A 22691-nucleotide genomic window follows, 5' to 3' on the forward strand; every position below is an offset into this window, starting at 1 on the left:
CATAGTTATAGATTTGGCCATAAAGAATCAAAGTCATCACCCGTAGTGGGTGTTTCTTTGGTTATTTGTTGTTTCTCGATAGTGATATTTGCCGCCGTCGACTTTAATTGGAACTGGTTGAAGCTTGCCGTGGCGGTTAATCGTTTGTTTAACTGGTACTGGGATGTTTTACCCGCCAGGTTGACCATAACTTTTTGACCAACCCGGAAAGGCAATCTTGGCGCAATGATCGACATGGGCTTGCCGATGGCGGCCAATTCCGGCAACAACAGAGCGTGCAAGTATTCAGACATGGTGCCGTTTTTCTGAATCAGGCGAATTGCACACGGCGAGGCTGACGGGGCTAATAACTCAACGCCCATCATCGTGCCTTTGTGGTTGATGTGACGAATCCAGCGCACCACTGCAATGCTCCAGCCTTGGTGTTGGTTTTCCCTAAGCGCTATGATCTCTCCGGATTGTGCTTTCAGAGGGACATCCGATGACCAGCGCAGGCAATAGCCGCCGGGGCTGGTGTCCAGAGTATCTATGATATGTACAGGAGCCTGATGCGTTTTAACGTGCTCACGCTCTACCTCGGACATCTTGTTTGGCATGAAGTTGATTGTGCCCGCGTCCATGCCTTCGATTTCAGGCATCTTGCTGCCTCCGGCATCAAACGCCGAAGACCAGGCGTCGGTACCGTTGCCAACGCCATTTTGGCCGACTTTTCCTTGAAGAAACGGGTTGTCTGAGCCGCCCAGCAGGACGGTCTCGATGTCCTGACCCAGTTGTTCCTGAAGCGAGCGTTCACCTGCCAGATGAAAATGGACAGATGCCAGACCAATCAGGAGTTGCATTGCGCCTTGGGACGGAGCTCTTGCGAACCCTCGTTCCGTCATTCTGCCCCAGGAGATCGTGAGGTGTTGCAGCAGGTTTGGCCCAATGTCTTTGGGGATATCAATATAGGATTCTTCGGTGTTTTCAGGCAGATTGCTTTGTTTATTGAGTAAGTCCACCAGCAGCTGGGTTTCAATGCCGCGCTGCATGTCTTTTTGAGTGCCGGATGCCTTTATGCGATAGATCGGAGGCGCGTCGTCCGCCAGCATAATTACGAATAACGCATGCTTTTCTGTCGGAGCACACACTTTTACCTGGTCGACCCAAGACTCCAGGGCATCGTAAGCCCTGACCAGCTCTTGTTGTCGAATTTGGTTCGGCTTCGCGGTTCCAAGCAAACAGATTCGTAAGTAACAATGGTTGATGGTCGATGTTTCACGCTTGCTGTTGGCTTTGTCGATGACCTGATAATTCAGCAGGTTCCGACTTTCAGCGAGTAAATACAACTGATGTATCTCGGCCCAGGTATTCGCAGGGGTCGGTCGGTAAAGCTGGTACGCTCTTACAATGGTTCGGCCCAGATCTGAAATTGCTCTGTGTATACAGAAGGCAAGCAGTTTGCGGTTTTTTTCGTTGTTTGAAAGCTCAAGGCTGTGAGCGATGCCAATTTTGTATCCGGCCGCTAAGTGAGACTGTATGGCTTGAGCTAAGTTTGCAATCTTTAACGGTTTTTCAGCCATGACCACAGGCTGGTGAAGGTAGTGTTTACCTAATGCCTTACAGATAAAGTAAATCGGGGGGCGTAACAATTCGAGAAGTTGGTAACGGACTTGAGGTGTCAGGTGTAAGCGGTTCAATTCAATAATGGCATGATAAAGGCGCTTGGACGTTTCTCCTATGTTGGTCATAGGAAGTGCATCCACCCAGGCCTGTAGGCTTCTTACATTTGCATCACAAAACGTCAGGCGGTTTAAATCCTGCTCTGGAATATTCAGTTTTATCGATTTCGGTGCGTTCATGCCTAAGAACCAATCGTCCATTTCACGTTAAAACATAAGTATAGTTTTATAATTTATATTGGCTTGATTTATTTCGACGAAAAAAATACGTCAAGATACAAATGTAGTTCGATTCGTGAATTTATTGTTATAAATTTATTATTATTACCCTCAAGATCATACCGGAAGAGTTTGGAATATCAAGAAGTTAAATTGACTTGCTTATCGTTTTTGTACTTTATTTGATCGGCATTTTATACGGAATCTCGGCGCTTTCCCGAACCAGTTTGGGCACTAAATAGCCGGAAGTGTTAATCATCATTTGCTCGATTAATTGTAATGCCTCGGCTTCAGTTACCTCGAAGTGAGCACTGCCTTGTACACGATCCAGCACATTTAAGTAATAAGGCATCACTCCTGCTTCAAACAGCTTTTCACTTAACCGGATCAGGGTTTTTGCGTTGTCGTTGATGCCTTTCAGGATGACGGATTGGTTTAAGACCATATTTCCTGTGGCTCTGAGCTTAGCCATCGCATCGGCTAAGGCCGAATCCACTTCGTTGGGGTGATTCACATGAATGACAAACGTGATAGGGAGTCTGCTCTGATTAACCCAGTTGATTAAATCCTGATTGATTCTGGCTGGAATCACCACTGGCAAGCGCGTGTGAATACGCAACCGTTTGAGGTGTTTGATGTTGTTAAGTTGGCTGATGAGCTGGTTTAGGGTTTTGTCGTTGTTTGCCAGCGGGTCGCCTCCGCTGAGAATGACTTCATCCAGTTCGGTGTGTTGTGTAATGTACTGGATGATGGATTCAATGTCCTTGCTGCCGATTCGGTTTTCCTGATAAGGGAAATGGCGGCGAAAGCAGTATCGACAGTTGATGGCACAGGTTTGGGCGCCGATCAACAAGACCCGGTTTTTATACTTATGAATAAGCCCGGGGACGGGGTTTGCGTTGGCTTCTTGTAATGGGTCCAGACTAAAACCGGGAGATTGCTCTTCCTCTGCAAGGACAGGCAAAACCTGCAGTAACAAGGGGTCATTCGGGTCACCTTTTGTCATTTTTTCCACAAAAGGTAGGGGAACTCGTAAAGAAAACTGTTGGTTTGCTTGCTCACTGAGGTTTAATGTTGATGGATTTATCTCTAAAATAGCCAGCAATTTATGCACAGACACGATTGAATTGGATAATTGTTGCTTCCATTGAGGTCGGGTGTCTGAATCCGATAAGATAAGTTTCATTTTTATAACCAAATTGATGTGAGCGAGTAATTATGGCGTCGTATTCTACCAATGAATTTCGTGGCGGTCTTAAAGTAATGTTAGAAGGCGATCCTTGCGCCATTCTTGAGAACGATTATGTGAAGCCAGGAAAAGGTCAGGCATTCAACCGTGTTAAGCTGCGCAATCTTAGATCTGGTCGAGTCTGGGAAAGAACCTTTAAGTCAGGCGAGAGCCTTGAAGGCGCCGATGTTATTGACCTGGATATGGAATATTTATACACCGATGGTGAGTTCTGGCACTTCATGCTGAACGACGGTTCTTTTGAACAGCACGCGGCAGACTCAACGGCGTTGGGCGATACGGTAAAGTGGTTGAAAGAGCAAGACATCTATACAGTGACTTTGTATAACGGTGAGCCGTTGGCGATTTCTCCTCCGAACTTTGTGGAGCTGGAAGTGATAGAGACAGACCCGGGTTTGAAAGGGGATACAGCGCAAGGTGGCAGTAAGCCTGCAACACTGACGACCGGTGCCGTTGTGAAAGTTCCTTTGTTTGTGAACATCGGAGATAAGCTGAAAGTTGATACGCGTACCGGTGACTATGTATCACGTGCTTAATGATTCACTAAGCCAGGTGAGTTAGTGAACCCGGTGAGTGAGTTAGAAAAAGGCGGGAGTTTCCCGCTTTTTTTGTGCCTGTTTGTTGGTGATGGCTATAACTGTTGAAAAGATGAGAGAGAAAAATGAGTGACCAGAATTGGCAAGCTACGACCAGTTGGCATGCATTGGAACGGCGGGCGGCAACGCTAAATGAGATCCGCCGTTTTTTTTCTGAGCGGGATGTACTGGAAGTGGATACCCCTGCGTTAATGCGTGCCGGAGCCACGGATCTTCATTTGGATTCCATTTCTGCCAGTGTTCATGTGGCAGGTCGAAAGCAAACAATGTATTTGCAAACCTCACCTGAGTTTGCTTTAAAACGGTTGCTGGCAACACATGGCAGAAGTATTTTTCAGATCGCAAAGGCGTTTCGGGATGGAGAAGCCGGAAGTCGCCACAACCCCGAGTTCACGATGTTAGAGTGGTATCGGCCTGGGTTATCTTTTGAGCAATTGATGGCGGAAGTAGCGGATTTGGTCAAGGCGCTACTGAAGGTGGATGAAGTGGAGTTTCATTCTTATCGGACGCTGTTTCAGCAAACTCTGGATTTAGACCCGTTTGTGGCGACCGAACAACAGCTGGAGGCCTTGTGCCTGCAAAAAACGGGCTGTGATATGACCGGTGAGCCGGTGAGTCATTGTCTGGACTTGTTGATGAGTCACTGCGTTGAACCTGAACTTGGAGTTAACCGGGTTTCCGGAGAACACAAGCTGACCTTTGTGTATGATTTTCCGGCCAGTCAGGCGGCCTTGTCGAAAGTTCAAGTGGTTGATAGCATCAAAGTGGCCAAGCGCTTTGAGCTGTATGTCGGAGGTTCGGAGCTGGCAAACGGTTACGATGAGTTGATTGATGGAGAGGAACAGCAGCAGCGTTTTCTTCGCGACTTGGACGAACGGGTGGCTCAGGGTAAACCTAAGGTGGCTTGGGATGATAAACTGGTGGCCGCACTCAACCATGGACTTCAGGAATGTACCGGCGTGGCTTTGGGGATCGAACGATTATTGATGTTGCGATACGGTTATCAATCGATTGCTGACGTGATTGCATTTCCGTTTGATCGGGTATAGCAAGCCTTATAATGAAGGCTTGCTGTACTTCAATCGATGACCAGTTTGTAGGGCGTTTTTATCAGTAAGAAGCGATTTCCTGACCCATACGAGTGACGGAGCCTTCTTGCAGATTTTCGTTCCACTCAATGGAGTCTTTAGGGAAACACAGAACCACTGTGGAGCCTAACTTGAAGCGGCCCAATTCATCCCCTTTATTTAGCACGACAGCGCCTTCACCCGTAGCAGGGTAGTCCCAGGTGGTCAGTTTTTGACGGGGAGGCGTGACTAACCCTGCCCAGACCGTTTCAATGCTGGCGACAATCATTGCGCCTACCAATACCACCGCCATTGGCCCGTTGTCCGTGTCGAAAATACAGCTGACGCGTTCATTTCTGGCAAACAGGTTGTCTACGTTGTTGACCGTAGCCGGGTTTACTGAGAACAGTTTGCCCGGAATGTAGGTCATGGATCTCAGGGTGCCGGAAAATGGGATGTGTACTCGGTGATAGTCTTTTGGTGACAGGTAAATAGTGGTGAACTTGCCATCTTGAAATTCGGTTTCCAGTTCTTTGCTGCCACCTAGCAATTCTTTCAGGCCGAAGTCGTGGCCTTTTGCCTGAAAGATGCGCCCTTGTTTTATATCACCTAGTTGGCTAACGGCGCCATCTGCCGGACAAGCCAAATTCTTTTCGCCTTCGGCAATCGTCCGGGCGCCAGGCTTCAGGGCGCGGGTGAAGAAATCATTGAAGTTGGCATAACTGGCCGGATCAGGATTCGCCGCTTCCGACATATCAATACCGTATTGTTTGATGAAGGTATTGATGAAGGTTGTTTTGATGGTTGAGGCTTTGGATTCAGCAACTAATCGAGTCAAACGAGAAATGGCGTGTTGAGGCATGAAATGCTGAGAAAACGCAAATAAACGGTCTTTCATTTAAACGATCACTATGTCCAGAGTAGGTTGTGTTATTAAGCCAAGCCGACATGACAAACCCATGACCTGAGACTTGGCTTTTATGAAATCTGAGGCTGAATGTCAGTCGGTTTCAACTGGCGTATCGGGGTCATTGCCCCATTCAGACCAAGAGCCATCATACGCTTTGTTCACTGGATAGCCTAAGTATTTAGCAACTAAATAAGTCAGGCCGGAGCGGCGATGAGTTTGGCAGTGAGAGATAATTGTTTTGTCTTTGGTCAGGCCTTTGTTTTCCAAAAGCTGAGTCAGTGTCTCAGTGGGATGCAATTTACTGAACTCATTTTTATTCAGTGTGTCAGTCCATTCAAGATGGGTGGCGCCAGGGATGTGACCGCCTCGGGCAGCAAGAACTTTTGCACCTGAGTGCTCGTCAGCGGAGCGGGCATCCCAAATGGCTACGGATTCAGGAATTTGATCCAGTGCGGCGAGAATCTCTTCTTTGCTTGCAAGCACCTCGGGGTTCTTGATTTCAGCCTGATAGCCTGACGGGGTTGCACTTGAAGGTTGGTTACTTAAATCCAGTTTCTCGGCTATCCAGGCGTCGCGGCCGCCATTCAGGAATGAGTATTTGTTGTGTCCCAGCAAATCCAGAGTCCAAATGAAACGACCGGCCCAAGGGCCGCCTTCATGATCGTACACCACGACATGTTTATCGTCCTGCAGCCCAATGCTGGACATAAGGTCTGACAGTTGTTCTAACGAGGGCAGTTTCCCGGGGGCCGGTGGTTGCGCACAGGTCAATCGTTTATGGTTGACGAAGATGGCATCCGGGATGTGGCCAAGTTCAAACAACTCCTGAGTGGATAAGTCCAGGACGATCAGTTGTTTGCGCAGAGCGGGGGTGTTCAGTGCATCTTGAAGCTGTTGTGCCTCGATCACCAATGGCAATGGGTTGTTTTGTTCGGCGGTCATAGGTCGGTTCGCAGTTATTTATTGTGTGGGATAGCAGATTAGTGCTCGGAATAGCAAAATCATACGGTCAGAAAGGTCGAAAAGAAAGCCAAAACGGATGATTATGGGTTGATTTGTTGGCTTTTTTTCAGGGTGGCTTTTCTCTCACTGAAATGTTCCACGCAGTGTCCCAGTGCCCGGCACAGTACTTTAAAATACTTGTAATCCTCCTCGGTGAAGTCATCGCCTCTCGCGCCCGAGTCGGCATAAATGATAACCACCGGTTTGCCCTTGGCGAAAATGGACTGAACAAAGAAGTAGTGAGCTTGAGATGCACTGGTTAATGTACTGGGAATGGAAGTCCGTAATTTTGTCAGATTGGATTTATTAATCCAGGCACCTAAAGGCTTTTGAGACAGCTTTTGGAAAATACTGGGGCGCTTCAGATCAATGACCAGATCGGCCAGTTTTGGGCTGTCCATCATTCCGGCGGTGTAATAAGCAACGAGCTTATGGCCGGAGGCACTGATTAATGACGCAGAGCTGCGTTCAAGGCCCAGGCCGTACTTGATGCACTGTACAGCGGCGTTCATGAGTTCATGGATGTCCTGGAAGCGTTCTGGATGTTTTAACATGTTGTTGGTCAGTTCGCTGAACATTTGCATGTTGCGTTTGTCTTTCAGCTTGACGGTTGGAACATCTCTGTCCAGTGCCGGGTTGTGCTTCTCAGATCGAGGTCTGGCTTCTTTCGGCACAAAGTCCACGTCGCCTTGCTGTGATGTTTTGCTGCGTAGGTCCTCAATGCCGGAAGAACTTGATCTGGCCTTTGATGTCGTTGCCTGAGAAGATGTTGTTTTGTTGTTGGCTTTCCTCTTCTTGGATGAATCGGGGATGTCATCGCCGGCCCAGCTGGGTTTGCTGATCCTTGAAATGTCTGAAGGAATTTGCAGTAAATGTTTGGCTGGCAGCAATATATAAGGAATAGGGTGCTCAGCCGACACTTGAATGGCGGTGTCCCGAATACGCTGATACGCGGTTTGATGATCGATGCCCATGTATGTACCGTAAATGGACAGGGCGCGATCAAAGTTTCTTCCGTGCCAGTTTTTATAACTTTCCATTGCAAGGAAATTGCCGAGAAAGGTTGGAAACGCCAGAGAATTCATCATCAGCTTTAAATTGCGATCTAAACTCGGCGGTATTTCAGACTTTTGCGGGCAAGCTTGGCTGAGCTGCACTAATTGTCGGCTGGTGGGGCGTAATCCTTCCAGCATGCTGGCCTGAGTGAAGGTGGGTAAACGCCACATGGTGCCCAAGTGCTGACTGATATCGAGGACAGTACACCCCAATATTTGTCGTTGCGCTTTTTCCATCGGCATACGTTCTTCAAACGTAAGATACTGAGCAATGCGCATTTCATGAGGTGCGGTAGACCACATTAACCAGTAGCCGGTGCCTGCAAAGAGGGTAGACCAGTACAGCAGTTCTCTTGGCAGGATTGGTTTGGATTCTGCCATGTGGTCCACCTGAGCGGCAGCATGCAGGCTGTTACAGATGGATTGAAGGTATTCCCGGTGGGCGATGTTTCTTGGGTTTAATTTTAATGTCGGAAGTTTCTTCATGATGGTGCGGACTTTGTCCATGCCCAGCATGCTGATCGCCAGATCCGGAGAGTGTATTTCCGTGTCCGGGTTATTGCATTGTTGGTTGGCAAATTTAATCAAATACAAACAAGCGACAGGGTCCCGGTGAATGAGTGCGGCTAATTTACTGAAGGGCAGGTCTGTTTGCTTCAGTGCGGTGATCAGTTGCGCGCTGGTATTTGGCAATAAGGGCAGAGCTTGATCTTTAATCAGATGTGCCCAGCCTTCCGCTGTATTGGGACGTTTATTTGTTTCCATTGAGTCGCTTTATCTGGTTAGAGTTTATTACTATCGGCCTAATGGCTTGAATCTTTGGTACTAAATTGGCTTATCCAACAGAATAAAATGCTTTGATTTACAATGATAGTACAGTCGTGTTCTATAGTGACTTATAAAATTTATCTAATATTCAGTGACGGATGGTCGATATTTAAGAAGAATAAAAAATTTCGTGAAGATATTCAGAGCCTTCTTAGTTTGCATCTTGTCTATCGGTAGGAAGCAGTGTGATGCAGCACTGCTCGTACAAAATTTGTATGTTTTGGGAGATTGAATGCTCATTCTTTTAGGTTGGATCATTGTATTGGGGTCGGTTGGCGGCGGTTTTATCCTGGCGGGTGGTGAGCTTTATGCGCTGTGGCATCCTCATGAACTGTTGATTATCGGCGGTGGTGCTGCAGGGGCTTTTGTGGTTGCCAACACCGGCTATACCGCGAGGGCAGCGGTAATGTGGTTTGGTCGTCTTATGTTGCCGAGTAGAGTGAACCAAAACTACTATATGGATGTCCTGAGCCTGTTATTTGATTTGTTTGCTAAAAGTCGCCGGGAAGGAATGATGGCCATTGAAGCCGACTATGAAGAACCGAACAGCAGTTCTGTGTTTTCAAAGTACCCGTCGGTGTTAATTAACCAGCAAATGACGGTTTTTATTTGTGATTATCTGAGGCTGGTGACGTCCGGGAATATGGCTTCTCATGAACTGGACAACCTGATGGACATTGAGATGGATACGATGCGTCATGAACGGGAAGCGCCGGCGATCGGCCTGGCTAGGGTGGCAGATGCATTGCCTGGCTTCGGTATTGTGGCGGCGGTGATGGGAATTGTCCTCAGTATGGCGTCCATTGCTGAGCCGCCAGAGGTTTTGGGGGGTAAGGTTGCGGCGGCCTTGGTGGGCACATTTACCGGTATTTTATTGGCCTACGGTATTATTGGCCCGGCCAGTAACGCGATTCAAAATCGCATTGATCAGGAAATGGACGTTTATCAGTGCATTAAGGCGTGTGTTGTCGCTTCACAAAACGGAATGCCTCCACAGCTGGCGGTGGAGTTTGGTCGTAAAACGATACCAACGCATTATCGACCAACGTTTGCGCAACTGGATCAGCGCGTTCGTAACCGATGACCCCAGAGAGTATTGTTCAGGCGCGTTTGGCGCGGCATCACTCACCCAATTTATTTATGTGTTCAGGATAGTCCGTGGAAGAATTTCAACCCATCATTGTCAAAAAAGTCATCAAGAAGCATGACCACCACGGTGGTTCATGGAAGGTGGCTTTTGCGGATTTTGCTGTGGCCATGATGGCGTTTTTCTTTTTGATGTGGATTCTGAACAGTACCAACGAGACGCAAAAGAAAGCAATTGAAGGCTATTTCAAAGATCCGGCTGGTGTTAGTCAGAGCGGTGGCAGTCGGTATGTAATTGATTTGGGAGGAAGCCCCCAGGCACTGGATGCCAATAATGAAACACGAGACTATGACAGTGATTATGTTGACCCGGAAGGGGTGTTGAGTGCCGCAGCCATTGAGTCAGCGGCGGATAAGATTGAACGCGAACGTTTGAAAGATTTGATGGCCGAACTGGAGCAACGAATTGAAGAAAGTGAAGCCATGCGGCCGTTCAAAAATCAGCTGCTATTGGATATTACCAAAGAAGGTTTGAGAATTCAGATCATCGATCAAAGCAAGCGACCCATGTTTGATCCGGGCGGTGCTCAGCTCAAGTATTATACTCGGGACATTTTATTGGAGCTGGGCAGCTTTTTGTCCGGCGTTCCAAACAGCATCAAACTCACAGGGCATACCGATGCGGCCAAATACGCCGACGACGATGACTTTGGAAACTGGGAGTTGTCGGCTGATCGAGCCAATGCTGCGCGCAGAACGTTAGTGGAAGGGGGGATGTCGTTGGAGAAAGTAGCGGAAGTGGTTGGTCTGGCGGATCGGGCGCTGTTCGATGAGAAGCGACCATTAGATCCGGTAAACCGGCGTATTGCCTTGATTGTATTAAATAAACGCTCGGCCGCAGAGATCCAACGAAATGCCGCTGGTGGTCAGGAAGAGAAAACAGAGGATGCCCCGCCGGTGCGTCCGAGATCGCAGCCCTTTACTAAGAAAGAGCTGAGAGAGAACACTCAGCGGTTATCGGATGACTTGAAAGGCATAGAGGCGGATAACCTGCCCGCGCCAAACCAGTATCGTGAGGCCGAAGATAACCAGGAAATCTGGAACTTGGACGACTTCTGATTGGGGCGGGTGAACTAGAAACTGCTCTCTTCCAGTGAGTCAATGATTCGCCATAAACTGTTAAAACGCTCGTCGCTGATGTGTCCTTCTTCGTGGGCACCACGAATTGCACAGCCAGGCTCGGACTGGTGATTACAGTTTCGGAATTTACAATTACCAATGTAAGGGTGCAGTTCTTTAAATCCTTCAAGAATGGCTTCTTTGGTGAGGTTCGTCAGAGACAGTTCCCGAATTCCAGGGGAGTCGATCAGGTCTCCGCCGGTTGGAAAATGATAAATTCGGGCGGTGGTCGTGGTGTGCTTGCCCTTGCGGGTGCTTTCGGACAGCTGGCCGGTCAGAATGTCTGATCCGGGCAGTAGGGTGTTGATAAGTGAGGACTTACCTACGCCGGACTGCCCTAGAAACGCGCTTGTTTTGGATTTTAAGGCTTGATGTAACTCATTCATACCTGCATCGGAGTGAGTTGACGCAGTGATCACGTCATAACCTAGTCCGGTATAAAGTGTATGCAATTCATTTAATCGTGATTTATAAGGACTGTCTTCCAGTAAGTCCGCTTTGTTGATGACCAGTGTCGGCGTGATGCCCCAATGCTCCGCAGCGATGAAGTATCGATCCACCAACCCTTGAAACGGTTCGGGCTCTGGCGCGATGACCACCATAATCTGGTCAATGTTGGCGGCGATTAACTTCATCTCACCGCGAAAACCAGGGCGGGACAGTTGATTGTTACGGTCATTGACAGCGACGATAACGCCCGTATCGTCCGTATTTTCACGCCAAACGACGATGTCTCCGGTAACAATGTCGCCGAGGTTGCTGCGTTTGTGGCAGCGAATAATTCTGTGTTCGTCCGGTGTATAGGGGTGGGGTTCTACATCAACCTGTACGCCAAAGTGCGATACAATCCGACCTTGTTGCTCTGGGCCAAGGTCTCCTTCAGAGAGCGCTTGCTCGGCTTTTTGATCTCGTTGTTCGGCGCGTTTGGAACGCTCGTCTTGCACTTTTTTAATCCGCCAAGCCTGTTGACGGGTAAGTTTGCGTTTGGCCATGAATCCGTATTTAACCTTACTGGTTTTCTGCTTTGAACAGAAAAAGATGGACGTATATATCAGAGGTATATATCAATTGTGCCCAGCATTGCGATCTGCCTATGAAAAGTCAAATGAATTTGGTGCTCGTTTATCTGGAGACTACTTGCTAGAATTGATGGATATATTGATTTTATGGGTAATGTAGGAATGGCAGAGCAGAGTAATTTAGTTTGGATCGACATGGAAATGACAGGCCTGAATCCAGAGACGGATTGTGTCCTGGAAATTGCGACCATTGTTACCGATTCTGATTTGAACGTTATTTCTGAAGGTCCTGTGATTGCTGTTCATCAACCCGATGAAGTTCTTGATGCAATGGATGATTGGTGTACCAAAACCCATGGCGACAGTGGTCTGACGGCTCGTGTGAAAGCCAGTACGGTTTCTGTCGAAGAAGCCGAGCAACAAACGCTTGAGTTTTTGGCCCAGCACGTAGCCAAAGGGTCTTCGCCGTTGTGTGGAAACAGTGTGGGTCAGGACCGTCGCTTTATGGATCGCTACATGCCGGCGCTGGATGATTACCTGCACTATCGCATCATTGATGTAAGCACGCTTAAAGAGTTGGCGAAACGTTGGAATGCGAAGGCGTTAAACGGTTTTACTAAAGCGGGCACCCATAAAGCACTGGATGACATTCGTGAGTCTATTGCTGAGTTGAAGCACTACCGGGCCACTTTCCTGAAGATCGATTAAGGTCTTCGTTTTCTGATTTTTGATTTCTGAGCAGTCTTGCGAGTTATGGCACTTGCGCAGCTTTGATCTGGCTGGCTTTACTTTGCTGTTGAGCAATGGCCCAGTCGATGTGTTCTTTGACCATTTCAGAGGCGGTATCGCGTTTATTCATTAAAGCATTTAGCGTTGCGTCACTTTGTGGCGCATTGCCTAGCGCAATAGCAATGTTTCTTTGCCATTTTTGGTAGCCAGCCCGGCGAATAGGCGAGCCTTCGGTGTTTTTAAGAAAAGCCTCTTCCGACCACTCGAACAGCGTCAATAAGTCGCTGTCATCTAACTGGTTTCTTGCTTTAAAGTCCTGTTCCTGGCTGGTTTGGGTGAATTTGTTCCAGGGGCAAACGACTTGGCAGTCATCGCAACCATAGATTCGATTGCCCATGAGTGGCCGCAGGGCTTCATCAATGATGCCATCGTATTCAATGGTCAGGTATGAAATGCATTTTCGGGCATCCAGTTTATGCGGGCCAATAAACGCATTGGTTGGGCACAGATCCAGACAAGCTGTGCAGCTGCCGCAGTGCATTTTCTCCAGGGGTGGGTCAACAGGTAAAGGGAGGTTGGTGAACAGCTCTCCGATGAAGAAATAGGAACCTGCTTTGGCATTGATGAGCATGGTGTTTTTGCCAATCCAGCCGAGGCCCGCGTTTTCGGCAAGTCCTCGTTCCAGCACCGGCGCGCTGTCTACGAATGCCCGGTATCCGTGTTCCTGACCCATGTCGGATATGATTTTGCCCAGTTGGGTGAGTCGCTTTCGGATCAGTTTGTGATAATCCCGGCCCAGAGCGTAGCGTGATATGTAGGCTTTTTCAGGGTTGTTGAGTACGTTTTCTGCCTGTGCCTGATCGTGCATATAGTCCATTCGGACGGAGATGATGCGTAAGGTGCCTTCTTGTAAATGCTCAGGGTGAGCCCGGAGTTCGAGGTTGTTGTTCATCCACGCCATTTCACCGTTGAGTTTTTGCTCCAGCCAATCTTTCAGGTGGCCAAAATGCTTGGATACATCGGTGGAGGTGATGCGAACATCCTGAAAGCCCAGCTTTGCACCTTCTTGTTTGATCCGGTTGGCGAGTTGTTGCATAGAAAAGAACGACGAAATAACAGTTAGCGACCATCTGGGCAGTGAAAAATCATCCCAGCTTGGGTAGACTGTTTATTTTGCCTGAACTGTATTCGGAACAGAAGTGCTAGGGATCAATTAATCATGTTGTTTAGTCGATATCTTGAAAATGAAAAAGAGACACTGCAGGTGGCTCGATCGTTGGCTCAGGCGCTCGAAGGCCGGGGTGTCGTATTTTTGCAAGGGCACTTAGGCGCAGGTAAGACCACGTTTTGTCGTGGCGTGTTGGAAACTTACGGTCATACGGGGGCAGTGAAAAGCCCGACATACACCTTAGTTGAACCTTATACACTGGATAATTTGAACGTTTACCATTTTGATTTATATCGCCTGTCAGATCCTGAAGAACTGGAATACATGGGTATTCGGGACTACTTTGATGAAGGCAATCTGTGTCTGGTTGAGTGGCCTGAACAAGGCGAGGGCATCTTGCCTCAACCGGATTTGTATGTCCGCCTTCAGGCCGACGAAAGTGGTCGCTCAATGACCATCGAGTCGTTCTCTGAGTACGGACGGACAACCTTGAATAAATTTGACCGGATTGTACATCGCAGTGTTGAGGGATAATTTTTTGATCAGGAAGTCATGGCTGTCAGCGCTGATGTTTTTCTTTGGCTTATGTTCGCTGGAATTGGTTGCCGCTGAAAAAGTAAAAAGCCTTCGCGTCTGGAAAGCGCCCGAGTATACCCGTGTGGTTTTGGATTTAACCGGGGCGGTGGAACATCAGGTTTTTATGCTCAAAAATCCGGATCGTTTAGTACTGGATTTAAGCAATACGGTGTCACCAAAATCGCTTTCTTCTCTTGATTTCTCAGGCAGCCCGGTGGCGGGCATTCGACACGCAAAGCGTCAGTCAAATGATGTGCGGTTTGTGCTGGACATGAAAGAACCGGTCAAACCTAAAAGCTTTTTGCTAAAGCCTAACGATCGGTATGGTGACCGGTTGGTGGTGGATATCTACCCGCTTAGTAAAGTGAACCGCACGAAAGAGAGCGTTCATGCTGCACGAACGATTGTTGCTTCCGGTAAACGCGATATTCTGGTCATGATCGATGCGGGCCATGGTGGTGAAGATCCGGGGGCAATTGGCCCAGGACGATTGCGAGAAAAAGACGTTGTTTTGTCCATTGCGAAAGAACTGCAAAAGCAACTGAATGCAACTAAGGGGTTCAAAGCGAAATTAACCCGAACCGGTGATTATTACATCAGCTTACGTGGCCGAACACGAATTGCCCGAAAGGAAAAAGCGGACTTGTTTGTTTCGATTCATGCCGATGCATTTCATAAAAAATCGGCCAGGGGGGCTTCGGTGTGGGCCTTGTCGGATCGAGGCGCAACCAGTGAAATGGGACGCTGGCTGGCCCAGAAAGAAAACGACGCCGATTTAATCGGGGGGGTGGGTAATGTATCCCTTGATGATAAGTCGGATGTCTTGAAGGAAGTGTTGTTGGATTTATCAATGACCAATAGCCTGAAATCCAGTTTGGATGTGGCCAGCATTGTGTTAGGGGAAATGGGCAAAGTGGCGCACCTTCATAAAAAACATGTGGAGCAGGCCGGTTTTGCGGTACTTAAATCACCGGACATACCCTCCATTCTGGTGGAAACCGGTTTTATTTCGAATCCCACCGAAGCCAAGAATCTTGGCAGCCTCAATTATCGCAAAAAAATGGCCGGGCAATTGACCAAAGGGGTGAAGCGGTTCTTTGAAGCTAAGCCGCCGGTAGGCACGTATCTGGCCTGGGTCAAAGCGGGTCGGCCGACGGTAGAGCGGGTTCAGGCCGACTCAACGCCTAGAAAAGCAGAGCAGGTTGTATCGGCCAGTACCACTGCAGCACGTTCTAAGGTGAATAAAAATTCGCTGACCAAGTACAAGGTAAAGCACGGCGACAGCCTGAGCCGTTTGGCTCGAAAATACAATGTCAGTGTTAATGACTTAAAAAAAATCAACGGCTTGAAAAACAGTGTTATTCACGTAGGTCAATCCTTGAAAGTGCCTGTTAAATCTTCTTAGTTTTCGGAATCAACTAGCGTCTGCATCATGAATCGAATCCAATTATTGTCTCCCCGATTGTCGAACCAAATTGCCGCCGGAGAGGTTGTTGAACGCCCTGCGTCAGTGGTGAAAGAGCTGTTGGAAAACAGCATAGATGCCGGCTCTACGCGTGTTGATATCGACGTTGAGCAAGGCGGTGTTAAGTTAATCCGAATTCGGGATGACGGACGAGGCGTGGTCAAAGAGGATTTGGCGTTGGCGTTGTCTCGCCATGCCACCAGTAAAATTTTAGAGCTGGATGATCTGGAAGCGGTAGCGACCTTGGGGTTCCGAGGCGAGGCCTTGGCCAGTATCAGTTCGGTCTCGCGGTTGACCATGTCTTCTCGTCATCAGGACAGTGACGAGGGTTGGCAGGTGTCGGTAGAGGGGCAGGATATGACGCCTCAGGTTAAGCCGACGGCCCATAACGTAGGCACTACCGTAGAGGTCCGTGATTTATTTTTTAATACGCCGGCGCGCCGTAAATTTTTAAGAAAAGAAAAGACCGAGTTTGGTCACTTGGAAGAAGTAGTGAAACGCATCGCGCTGAGTCGGTTTGATGTTGGAATTTCTCTTAAACATAATCAACGTATCATTCACAGCTTAAGGCCTGCGTCCTCGGAACAGGAGAAGGCTCGTCGGGTCGCAGGGGTTTGTGGGCCTGCGTTTATTCAGAATTCAGTGACGGTGAATGTTGAAGTTGGCGAGTTAAAGCTTTGGGGTTGGGTGGGTTTGCCGACGTTTTCCCGAAGCCAGTCGGATCTTCAGTATTTCTTTGTGAATGGTCGGGTGATTCGGGATAAGTTAGTAGCGCACGCCATTCGGCAAGCCTATCGGGATGTTTTATACAGTGGGCGACACCCTGCTTTCGTGCTTTATTTGGAGCTTGATCCGGCCACAGTTGATGTGAATGTGCACCCGACTAAACACGAAGTGCGCTTTCGTGACTCCAGAATGGTTCATGACTTTCTGTTTCGAAGCTTGCACCGAGCTTTGGCGGAAGTGACCCCGGATGACCAAAAGCCCACAGCGAGCAGTGACTCATTGACCGGGTCAGTTGAGAACAGTTATGCGTCTGCAACGCCTCAGGCCAGTGGTTTGTCGGCCGGTGTGTTTGCTGGCCAAAACGCGATGAGTTTTAATGCGCCCTCGCCAGCAGGCCAGGTTCAGGAGCATATGGCCGTTTATGGCGATTTACATCAGGGGGCTTCGTATCAGGGCGGTCAAGGTTTGCCTGGTGGCTCGCTGTCGGACGGCCGTTTGGCGGCCAATCCGGGAGTTGTGTCCTCCTCGGTCGCCAGGCAGGAAATAACCGAGTTAACCGGTTCAGATAAGGATGTGCCGCCGCTGGGTTATGCGGTGGCTCAGTTACACGGTGTTTACATTCTTGCTCAAAACAGTGAGGGCATGGTGGTCGTGGATATGCATGCCGCTCATGAACGAATTACTTATGAGCGTATGAAAGTGGCCTATAACGAACAAGGCATTCAGGCTCAGCCTTTGTTGGTGCCCATATCCATGGCGGTGAGTTCAAAAGAGGCCGATTGTGCAGAACAGAACGAGGAGGTGTTTAAGTCTTTTGGCATCACCTTGGAGCGAATTGGTCCTGAAACCTTGGCGATACGGCAAGTCCCTGTTTTGTTAAGAAATGCAAAAATTGAACAACTGGTTAGTGATGTTCTCTCAGATGTGATTGAATACGGAATTAGTGATAGAATAGCCGCCCAAGCAAATGAAGTGTTGGCTACCATGGCTTGTCATGGCGCCGTTCGGGCGAACAGACAGTTGACGATTCCTGAGATGAACGCATTGTTGCGAGATATGGAAGCCACTGAACGCAGCGGGCAGTGCAATCATGGTCGTCCTACTTGGACAAGTTTATCCATGGGTGATCTTGATAAATTATTTTTACGTGGTCGATGAATAGCATCAGATTATTGATCTGTTTATTAGTATGTTTATTCCATTAAATGCCGTTTTAATCATTGTTAATTAATAAAGGTAATCTTGCCTTGCAGCACCAAAGTAAGTATCCGTCGATTTGGTTAATGGGGCCGACGGCCGCAGGAAAAACCGATTTGGCTGTGGAGTTGGTTCAGCGCTGTAATTGCGAAATTATAAGTGTCGATTCCGCACTGATATATAAAGGGATGGACATAGGTACTGCGAAGCCGGGTAAAGAGGTGTTGGAGAAAGCGCCACATCGATTGATAGACATTTGTGATCCGTCTGAAAGCTATTCTGCCGCTGAGTTTCGCAATGATGCTTTAGATGCTATGGCTGAAATACGTCAAAAAGGCAAAATCCCTTTGTTGGTTGGTGGTACTATGATGTACTACAAAGTGTTAAGGGATGGGATTGCAGACTTGCCCGAAGCGGATGAAACGATTCGTCAGCGCTTATTGAATGAAGCAAATGAACATGGTTGGCAACCGCTTCATGACCGGCTTAGGCAGATAGATCCGGTTTCCGCTGAAAGAATACACCCTAATGACCCCCAGCGTTTGCAGCGGGCATTGGAGGTTCATGAACTGACGGGCAAAACCCTTACTGAGTTATGGGCTGAACAAAAACGAGACGTGCAACAAAATTCACCTTACCGAGAGCTGAATTTGGCTGTTGCACCAGTAGAACGAAAGGTTCTGCATGAGCGAATTGAGCAAAGATTTCGCATCATGCTGGAACAAGGCTTCTTAAATGAGGTCGAACAACTACGAGAACGCAATGATTTGCATCTAGCCATGCCTGCCATTCGTTCAGTGGGTTATCGCCAAGCCTGGCAATATCTTGATGGTGACTTCGATTACGAAGAAATGGTCAATCGGGGGATATTTGCAACCCGGCAGTTGGCGAAAAGGCAAATAACCTGGCTTAGAAGTTGGCAAGAGCTGGAATGGTTGGACTCATTGAATCCTGCTTTAATTCCTGAAACTGTCAGAAAAGTGCAGGAATTTATTGAAATAGCAGACTAATTTTTACGTTGAAGTTGTCAATTTTAAAAAACTAGTCTGAACTTTGTGAATCGGTTGGTAATAGGCAATCAGTACTTTTTGGATTGAATGCAATAATTAAAACAACCTCTTAAGGAGAATTCGTAATGTCAAAAGGGCACTCTTTACAAGACCCTTATTTAAATGTGCTTCGTAAAGAACGCATACCAGTATCTATCTTTTTGGTAAATGGTATTAAATTGCAGGGGCAGATCGAATCATTTGACCAGTTCGTAATTTTATTAAAGAACACGGTCAGTCAAATGGTTTATAAGCACGCGATTTCGACCATTGTTCCAGCTCGAAATGTTCGTTTACCTCAGCAAGATGTCGCTGAGAAAGACGGCGCTGAAGCTTAATCGATTTATTTTTGGTTCTCTGAGTGCTTGGCTTGAAATCCAGTCGGGTACTTTGTCGTGTTCCGAATTTGATCGTAGTTGACTAAAGCACTTGTTGAGAGTGCTTTGTCGTATGTGTGTCGGGAGGCCGATTGTTATTTGAACGTCCCGAAGGTGGTGAGCTGGCCGTATTGGTTCACCTAGACTTCACAAGTGAAAACAACTCTGATGACGTGGATGAATTTCAGGATTTGGTGGATTCCGCCGGTGCTGAAACTGCTTGCCTGATAAGAGGGTCTAGAAAACAGCCTAGTTCCAAATTCTTTGTCGGGGCAGGAAAGTTAGAAGAGATTAAACAAGCAATTCAACTTCATGAAGCTGAGATGGTGATTTTTAATCATGCATTGAGGCCCAGCCAAGAACGTAACCTAGAAGCCGAATTTCAATGTCGGGTGCTTGATCGAACAACCCTTATTCTGGATATTTTTGCTCAACGAGCGCGTACCTATGAAGGTAAACTTCAAGTGGAGCTTGCTCAGTTACAGCATATGTCGACACGCTTGATTCGAGGTTGGACTCACCTTGAACGCCAGAAAGGCGGGATAGGCATGCGAGGCCCTGGGGAAACTCAGCTGGAATCGGATCGCCGATTGTTGAGAGATCGGGTGAAAACCATCCAGAAGCGTCTCGGTAAGGTGCGTCAGCAGCGCGATCAGGGCCGTAAGGCACGAAAAAGATCATCAGTTCCTACCATCTCTATCGTGGGTTATACCAACGCAGGTAAATCGACGTTGTTCAACGCGCTGACTGATTCGGATGTGTATGCAGCGGATCAGTTGTTTGCAACATTGGACCCTACCTTGCGGCGAATTACTTTGCCGAGCGCCGGGCCTGTTGTGCTTGCAGATACGGTGGGTTTTATTAAAGACCTGCCTCACAAGTTAGTGCAGGCATTTCGTGCTACATTGGAAGAAACCTGTGAAGCGGACTTGTTGTTGCATGTCGTGGATGCCAGTGATCAACAGCGGTATGACAACATTGAGCAAGTAGATGCGGTGTTGAAAGAGATTGATGCGCATGAAATCCCATGTTTACAGGTGTTTAATAAGATTGACTGCCTGAGCAATGCAGAGCCCAGGGTCGAGCGAGACGACCAAGGGCGGCCTATTCGTGTTTGGCTGACGGCCAAAGAAGAGCGTGGTTTTGATGGCTTGCTTGAAGCCTTGGGTGAGCTGTTGGCGGACGATGTGTTCAAAGGCACTTGGGTGATTGAGCATGTTAATGCTGGCGTTCGAGCTAAGCTTTATGAGCTTGATTTGTTGCAGCATGAGTCCTTCGATGAGCAAGGCCGCTATGTGCTGGATGTCTTGGGGCCGAAATCAGACTTGTTGAAAGTTTTGAAGCAGTCTGGGGTGGACCCAAAGGGGTATTTGCCTGAAGACGAAAAAGAAGATTGGGAGTAAATTGAAATATTTACTTACATTTATGGTGCGTAATTAGGTACACTTTTGCGCTGTTTTTGGAACTTTAATGGAGTGTCGACATGGCCTGGAACGAGCCGGGTGGCAATAATCAGGACCCTTGGGGTGGCCGTCGTGGAAATGATGGTCCGCCCGATCTGGATCAAGTAATTAAGAAAGCAATGGATAAAATGGGTGGTTTGTTTGGCAGTAAACCGCCAGCGGGCAACTCAGGTGGTGGCTTTGGCCCTATCGTTGTGATTGCTTTGATCATTGGTGTATTGGCTGCGCTTTATGATTCGGTCAATATTATTGATCAGCGTGAGCAAGCGGTCGTACTTAGATTAGGTAAGTATTACGAAACGCTTGGGCCGGGTTTGCAATTTAAGTTGCCATTGATCGATACCTTGATCAAAGAAAACGTGACCCGAGTTCAGTCTAAATCACTGAAAAGTAAAATGTTGACGGAAGACGAGAATATCGTTGATGTGGCAATTTCTGTTCAGTATGTGATCAGTGATGTCAAAGACTATGTGCTGAATGTACGTGATCCGCAAAGCAGTTTGGTTCAGGCGGCAGAAAGTGCGCTTCGTCATGAAGTGGGTTCTTCTGAAATGCACTTTGTGTTGACGGAAGGGCGTGAGTCGTTGGCGTCTGAAGTGCATGCTCGTACTCAGAAGTATCTGGATTCTTACGGCATTGGTTTGACCGTCAGTAAGGTCAACCTGGAAGGCGCGCATGCGCCGGAAGAAGTACAGGATGCCTTTTTGGATGTAACCAAAGCCAGAGAAGATGAGGTTCGCCTTCGTAACGAAGCGGAAACCTATGCTAACGGGATCATTCCTGAAGCCCGTGGTCAGGCGCAGCGTCAATTGGAAGAGGCCAATGCTTATAAAGAGCAAGTGGTGGCTCAGGCAATTGGTGAGGCTTCCCGTTTTGAGCAGCTGTTGGTTGAGTATCAGCGATCTCCAGAGGTTACTCGTGAGCGTATGTACATTGATGCGGTTCAGGGTGTGCTGGCAAAAACGCCTAAAGTGCTGATGGATGTCGAAGGCGGCAATAACATGATGTATCTGCCTTTGGATAAGATCGTTGGCAACCGTGTTAGTGATTCCGTTTCTGAATCTGGCGGTCAACACTTAACGGCTTCTGATCTGGATAAGGTAACTCGCCAGGTTATGGATGAAATTCGTCAGCGTCAACCAAGTATCCGTAGAACAAGGGAGGCTAGATAATGTCGTCAAAAGGTTTATTTGCTTCAATCTTTGTTTTGCTTTTGTTAGTTGTGGCAGCAAACTCGCTGTTTATCATCAAGGAAACGGAACGCGGTGTTTTGCTTAAGTTTGGTGAAGTGGTTGATGAAAACCTGAAGCCTGGACTTCATGCAAAGATTCCTTTGGTTCATAAAGTTCGCAAGTTTGAGGCGCGAGTTCTGACTTTGGACTACAACCCTCAGTCTTACTTAACTCAGGATAAGAAGCCGCTGATTGTGGATTCGTTTGTTAAGTGGCGTATCAAGGATGTATCCAAATATTATACGGCCACATCGGGTGAAGAGATTTCTGCTTCTCGACTGCTTGCGTCTCGCGTGGATGATGGTCTCCGTCGTCAGTTCGCACAACGTACGGTTCACGAGGTGATTTCTGGCCAGCGTGATGAGTTGATGCAGGATCTGACCAAGTCGCTGAACCAAGTTGTACTGGCTGATATCGGTGTCGAATTGCTGGATATTCGTGTGAAGGGTATTGAATTGCCTGAGCGTGTAAACGAAGACGTTTATAAGCGGATGCGAAGTGAGCGTAATCGTGAGGCAAGAGAGTATCGTTCTCGTGGTCGCGAGTTGGCTGAAGGTATCAGAGCAGATGCGGATCGTCGTCAGATAATTATTAAAGCCAATGCCTATCGTGATGCTGAAAAGCTGCGTGGTGAGGGTGATGCTCAGGCGGCTAAAATTTACGCGGAAGCTTTTAATAAGGATCGCGAGTTTTATTCGTTTGTTCGCAGTTTGAAGGCGTATTCGGAAACGTTTAAGTCTGAAGGCGATGTGATGATTCTTGATTCCGACAGTGACTTCTTCAAGTACTTAGGAACTCCGAACGCAAAATAGTCAAATGAAACGCCAATTTATTGGGGTTA

General features: G+C 47.9%; 20 protein-coding genes. 13 read left to right on the forward strand and 7 right to left on the reverse strand.

All coding sequences use genetic code 11. The features are described 5' to 3' along the window. Positions 1-5 precede the first annotated feature (5 nt). Complete coding sequence (locus ABD744_RS12375; RefSeq protein WP_344798816.1) at positions 6-1859, reverse strand: GTPase; 1854 nt, start codon at positions 1857-1859, stop codon at positions 6-8. A 196-nt stretch (positions 1860-2055) separates the two neighbouring features. Further along, the gene (gene epmB / locus ABD744_RS12380; RefSeq protein WP_344798817.1) at positions 2056-3063 is read right to left on the reverse strand and encodes an EF-P beta-lysylation protein EpmB; all 1008 of its coding nucleotides are present in this window, start codon (positions 3061-3063) and stop codon (positions 2056-2058) included. 32 nt (positions 3064-3095) lie between these two features. Here epmB and efp point away from each other — a divergent pair, with 32 nt between their 5' ends. Both efp and epmA read left to right on the forward strand, forming a co-directional pair. Next, a complete protein-coding gene (gene efp, locus ABD744_RS12385) occupies positions 3096-3662 on the forward strand; it encodes an elongation factor P (protein ID WP_344798818.1) in 567 nt (188 codons plus the stop codon). Positions 3663-3787: 125 nt separating this feature from the next. Continuing rightward, the gene (gene epmA / locus ABD744_RS12390) at positions 3788-4771 is read left to right on the forward strand and encodes an EF-P lysine aminoacylase EpmA (protein ID WP_344798819.1); all 984 of its coding nucleotides are present in this window, start codon (positions 3788-3790) and stop codon (positions 4769-4771) included. A gap of 61 nt (positions 4772-4832) precedes the next feature. Here epmA and asd read toward each other — a convergent pair whose 3' ends face one another. From asd to ABD744_RS12405, 3 genes are all read right to left on the reverse strand, one after another. Next, positions 4833-5687 (reverse strand): archaetidylserine decarboxylase, encoded by an 855-nt coding sequence (gene asd, locus ABD744_RS12395; protein ID WP_344798820.1) that lies wholly within the window; start codon positions 5685-5687, stop codon positions 4833-4835. Positions 5688-5789: 102 nt separating this feature from the next. Continuing rightward, positions 5790-6641, reverse strand: a complete 852-nt coding sequence (locus tag ABD744_RS12400) for a sulfurtransferase (RefSeq protein ID WP_344798821.1) — start codon at positions 6639-6641, stop codon at positions 5790-5792. Positions 6642-6742: 101 nt separating this feature from the next. Beyond that, positions 6743-8521: an HDOD domain-containing protein gene (locus ABD744_RS12405; protein WP_344798822.1), complete on the reverse strand. Its 1779-nt coding sequence runs from the start codon at positions 8519-8521 to the stop codon at positions 6743-6745. 295 nt (positions 8522-8816) lie between these two features. On the opposite strand from ABD744_RS12405, the gene motA reads away from it, so the two are divergent. Then, entirely contained in the window at positions 8817-9668 is an 852-nt protein-coding gene (gene motA / locus ABD744_RS12410; protein ID WP_344798823.1) for a flagellar motor stator protein MotA, read from the forward strand. Positions 9669-9742: 74 nt separating this feature from the next. Continuing rightward, positions 9743-10789: a flagellar motor protein MotB gene (gene motB, locus ABD744_RS12415; protein WP_344798824.1), complete on the forward strand. Its 1047-nt coding sequence runs from the start codon at positions 9743-9745 to the stop codon at positions 10787-10789. Between the two features lie 14 nt (positions 10790-10803). Here the strand turns inward: motB and rsgA are convergent, their stop codons facing one another. Beyond that, on the reverse strand, positions 10804-11841 hold the full coding sequence (rsgA, locus tag ABD744_RS12420) for a small ribosomal subunit biogenesis GTPase RsgA (RefSeq protein ID WP_344798825.1): 1038 nt from the start codon (positions 11839-11841) through the stop codon (positions 10804-10806). 174 nt (positions 11842-12015) lie between these two features. Here rsgA and orn point away from each other — a divergent pair, with 174 nt between their 5' ends. Beyond that, entirely contained in the window at positions 12016-12576 is a 561-nt protein-coding gene (orn, locus tag ABD744_RS12425) for an oligoribonuclease (protein ID WP_344798826.1), read from the forward strand. Between the two features lie 43 nt (positions 12577-12619). Here orn and queG read toward each other — a convergent pair whose 3' ends face one another. Further along, positions 12620-13693 (reverse strand): tRNA epoxyqueuosine(34) reductase QueG, encoded by a 1074-nt coding sequence (gene queG / locus ABD744_RS12430; protein ID WP_344798827.1) that lies wholly within the window; start codon positions 13691-13693, stop codon positions 12620-12622. A gap of 123 nt (positions 13694-13816) precedes the next feature. Here queG and tsaE point away from each other — a divergent pair, with 123 nt between their 5' ends. The 8 genes from tsaE (at position 13817) to hflC (ending at position 22662) form a co-directional block, all read left to right on the forward strand. Continuing rightward, positions 13817-14299, forward strand: coding sequence for a tRNA (adenosine(37)-N6)-threonylcarbamoyltransferase complex ATPase subunit type 1 TsaE (gene tsaE / locus ABD744_RS12435; protein WP_344798828.1), 483 nt, complete (start codon positions 13817-13819; stop codon positions 14297-14299). A 4-nt stretch (positions 14300-14303) separates the two neighbouring features. Then, positions 14304-15746: an N-acetylmuramoyl-L-alanine amidase gene (locus ABD744_RS12440; RefSeq protein ID WP_344798829.1), complete on the forward strand. Its 1443-nt coding sequence runs from the start codon at positions 14304-14306 to the stop codon at positions 15744-15746. A gap of 27 nt (positions 15747-15773) precedes the next feature. Next, positions 15774-17690, forward strand: a complete 1917-nt coding sequence (gene mutL, locus ABD744_RS12445; RefSeq protein WP_344798830.1) for a DNA mismatch repair endonuclease MutL — start codon at positions 15774-15776, stop codon at positions 17688-17690. Between the two features lie 89 nt (positions 17691-17779). Beyond that, positions 17780-18739, forward strand: coding sequence for a tRNA (adenosine(37)-N6)-dimethylallyltransferase MiaA (gene miaA, locus ABD744_RS12450; RefSeq protein ID WP_425562169.1), 960 nt, complete (start codon positions 17780-17782; stop codon positions 18737-18739). Between the two features lie 125 nt (positions 18740-18864). Then, positions 18865-19116, forward strand: a complete 252-nt coding sequence (gene hfq / locus ABD744_RS12455) for an RNA chaperone Hfq (RefSeq protein ID WP_344798831.1) — start codon at positions 18865-18867, stop codon at positions 19114-19116. Between the two features lie 131 nt (positions 19117-19247). Further along, entirely contained in the window at positions 19248-20558 is a 1311-nt protein-coding gene (gene hflX / locus ABD744_RS12460) for a ribosome rescue GTPase HflX (protein ID WP_344798832.1), read from the forward strand. Between the two features lie 80 nt (positions 20559-20638). Next, positions 20639-21790: an FtsH protease activity modulator HflK gene (gene hflK, locus ABD744_RS12465; protein ID WP_344798833.1), complete on the forward strand. Its 1152-nt coding sequence runs from the start codon at positions 20639-20641 to the stop codon at positions 21788-21790. Then, positions 21790-22662, forward strand: coding sequence for a protease modulator HflC (gene hflC, locus ABD744_RS12470; protein WP_344798834.1), 873 nt, complete (start codon positions 21790-21792; stop codon positions 22660-22662). The genes hflK and hflC overlap by 1 nt, the downstream gene beginning before the upstream one ends. Positions 22663-22691: the final 29 nt, after the last annotated feature.

This window comes from Litoribacillus peritrichatus (assembly GCF_039537985.1).
GTDB lineage: Bacteria > Pseudomonadota > Gammaproteobacteria > Pseudomonadales > Litoribrevibacteraceae > Litoribacillus > Litoribacillus peritrichatus.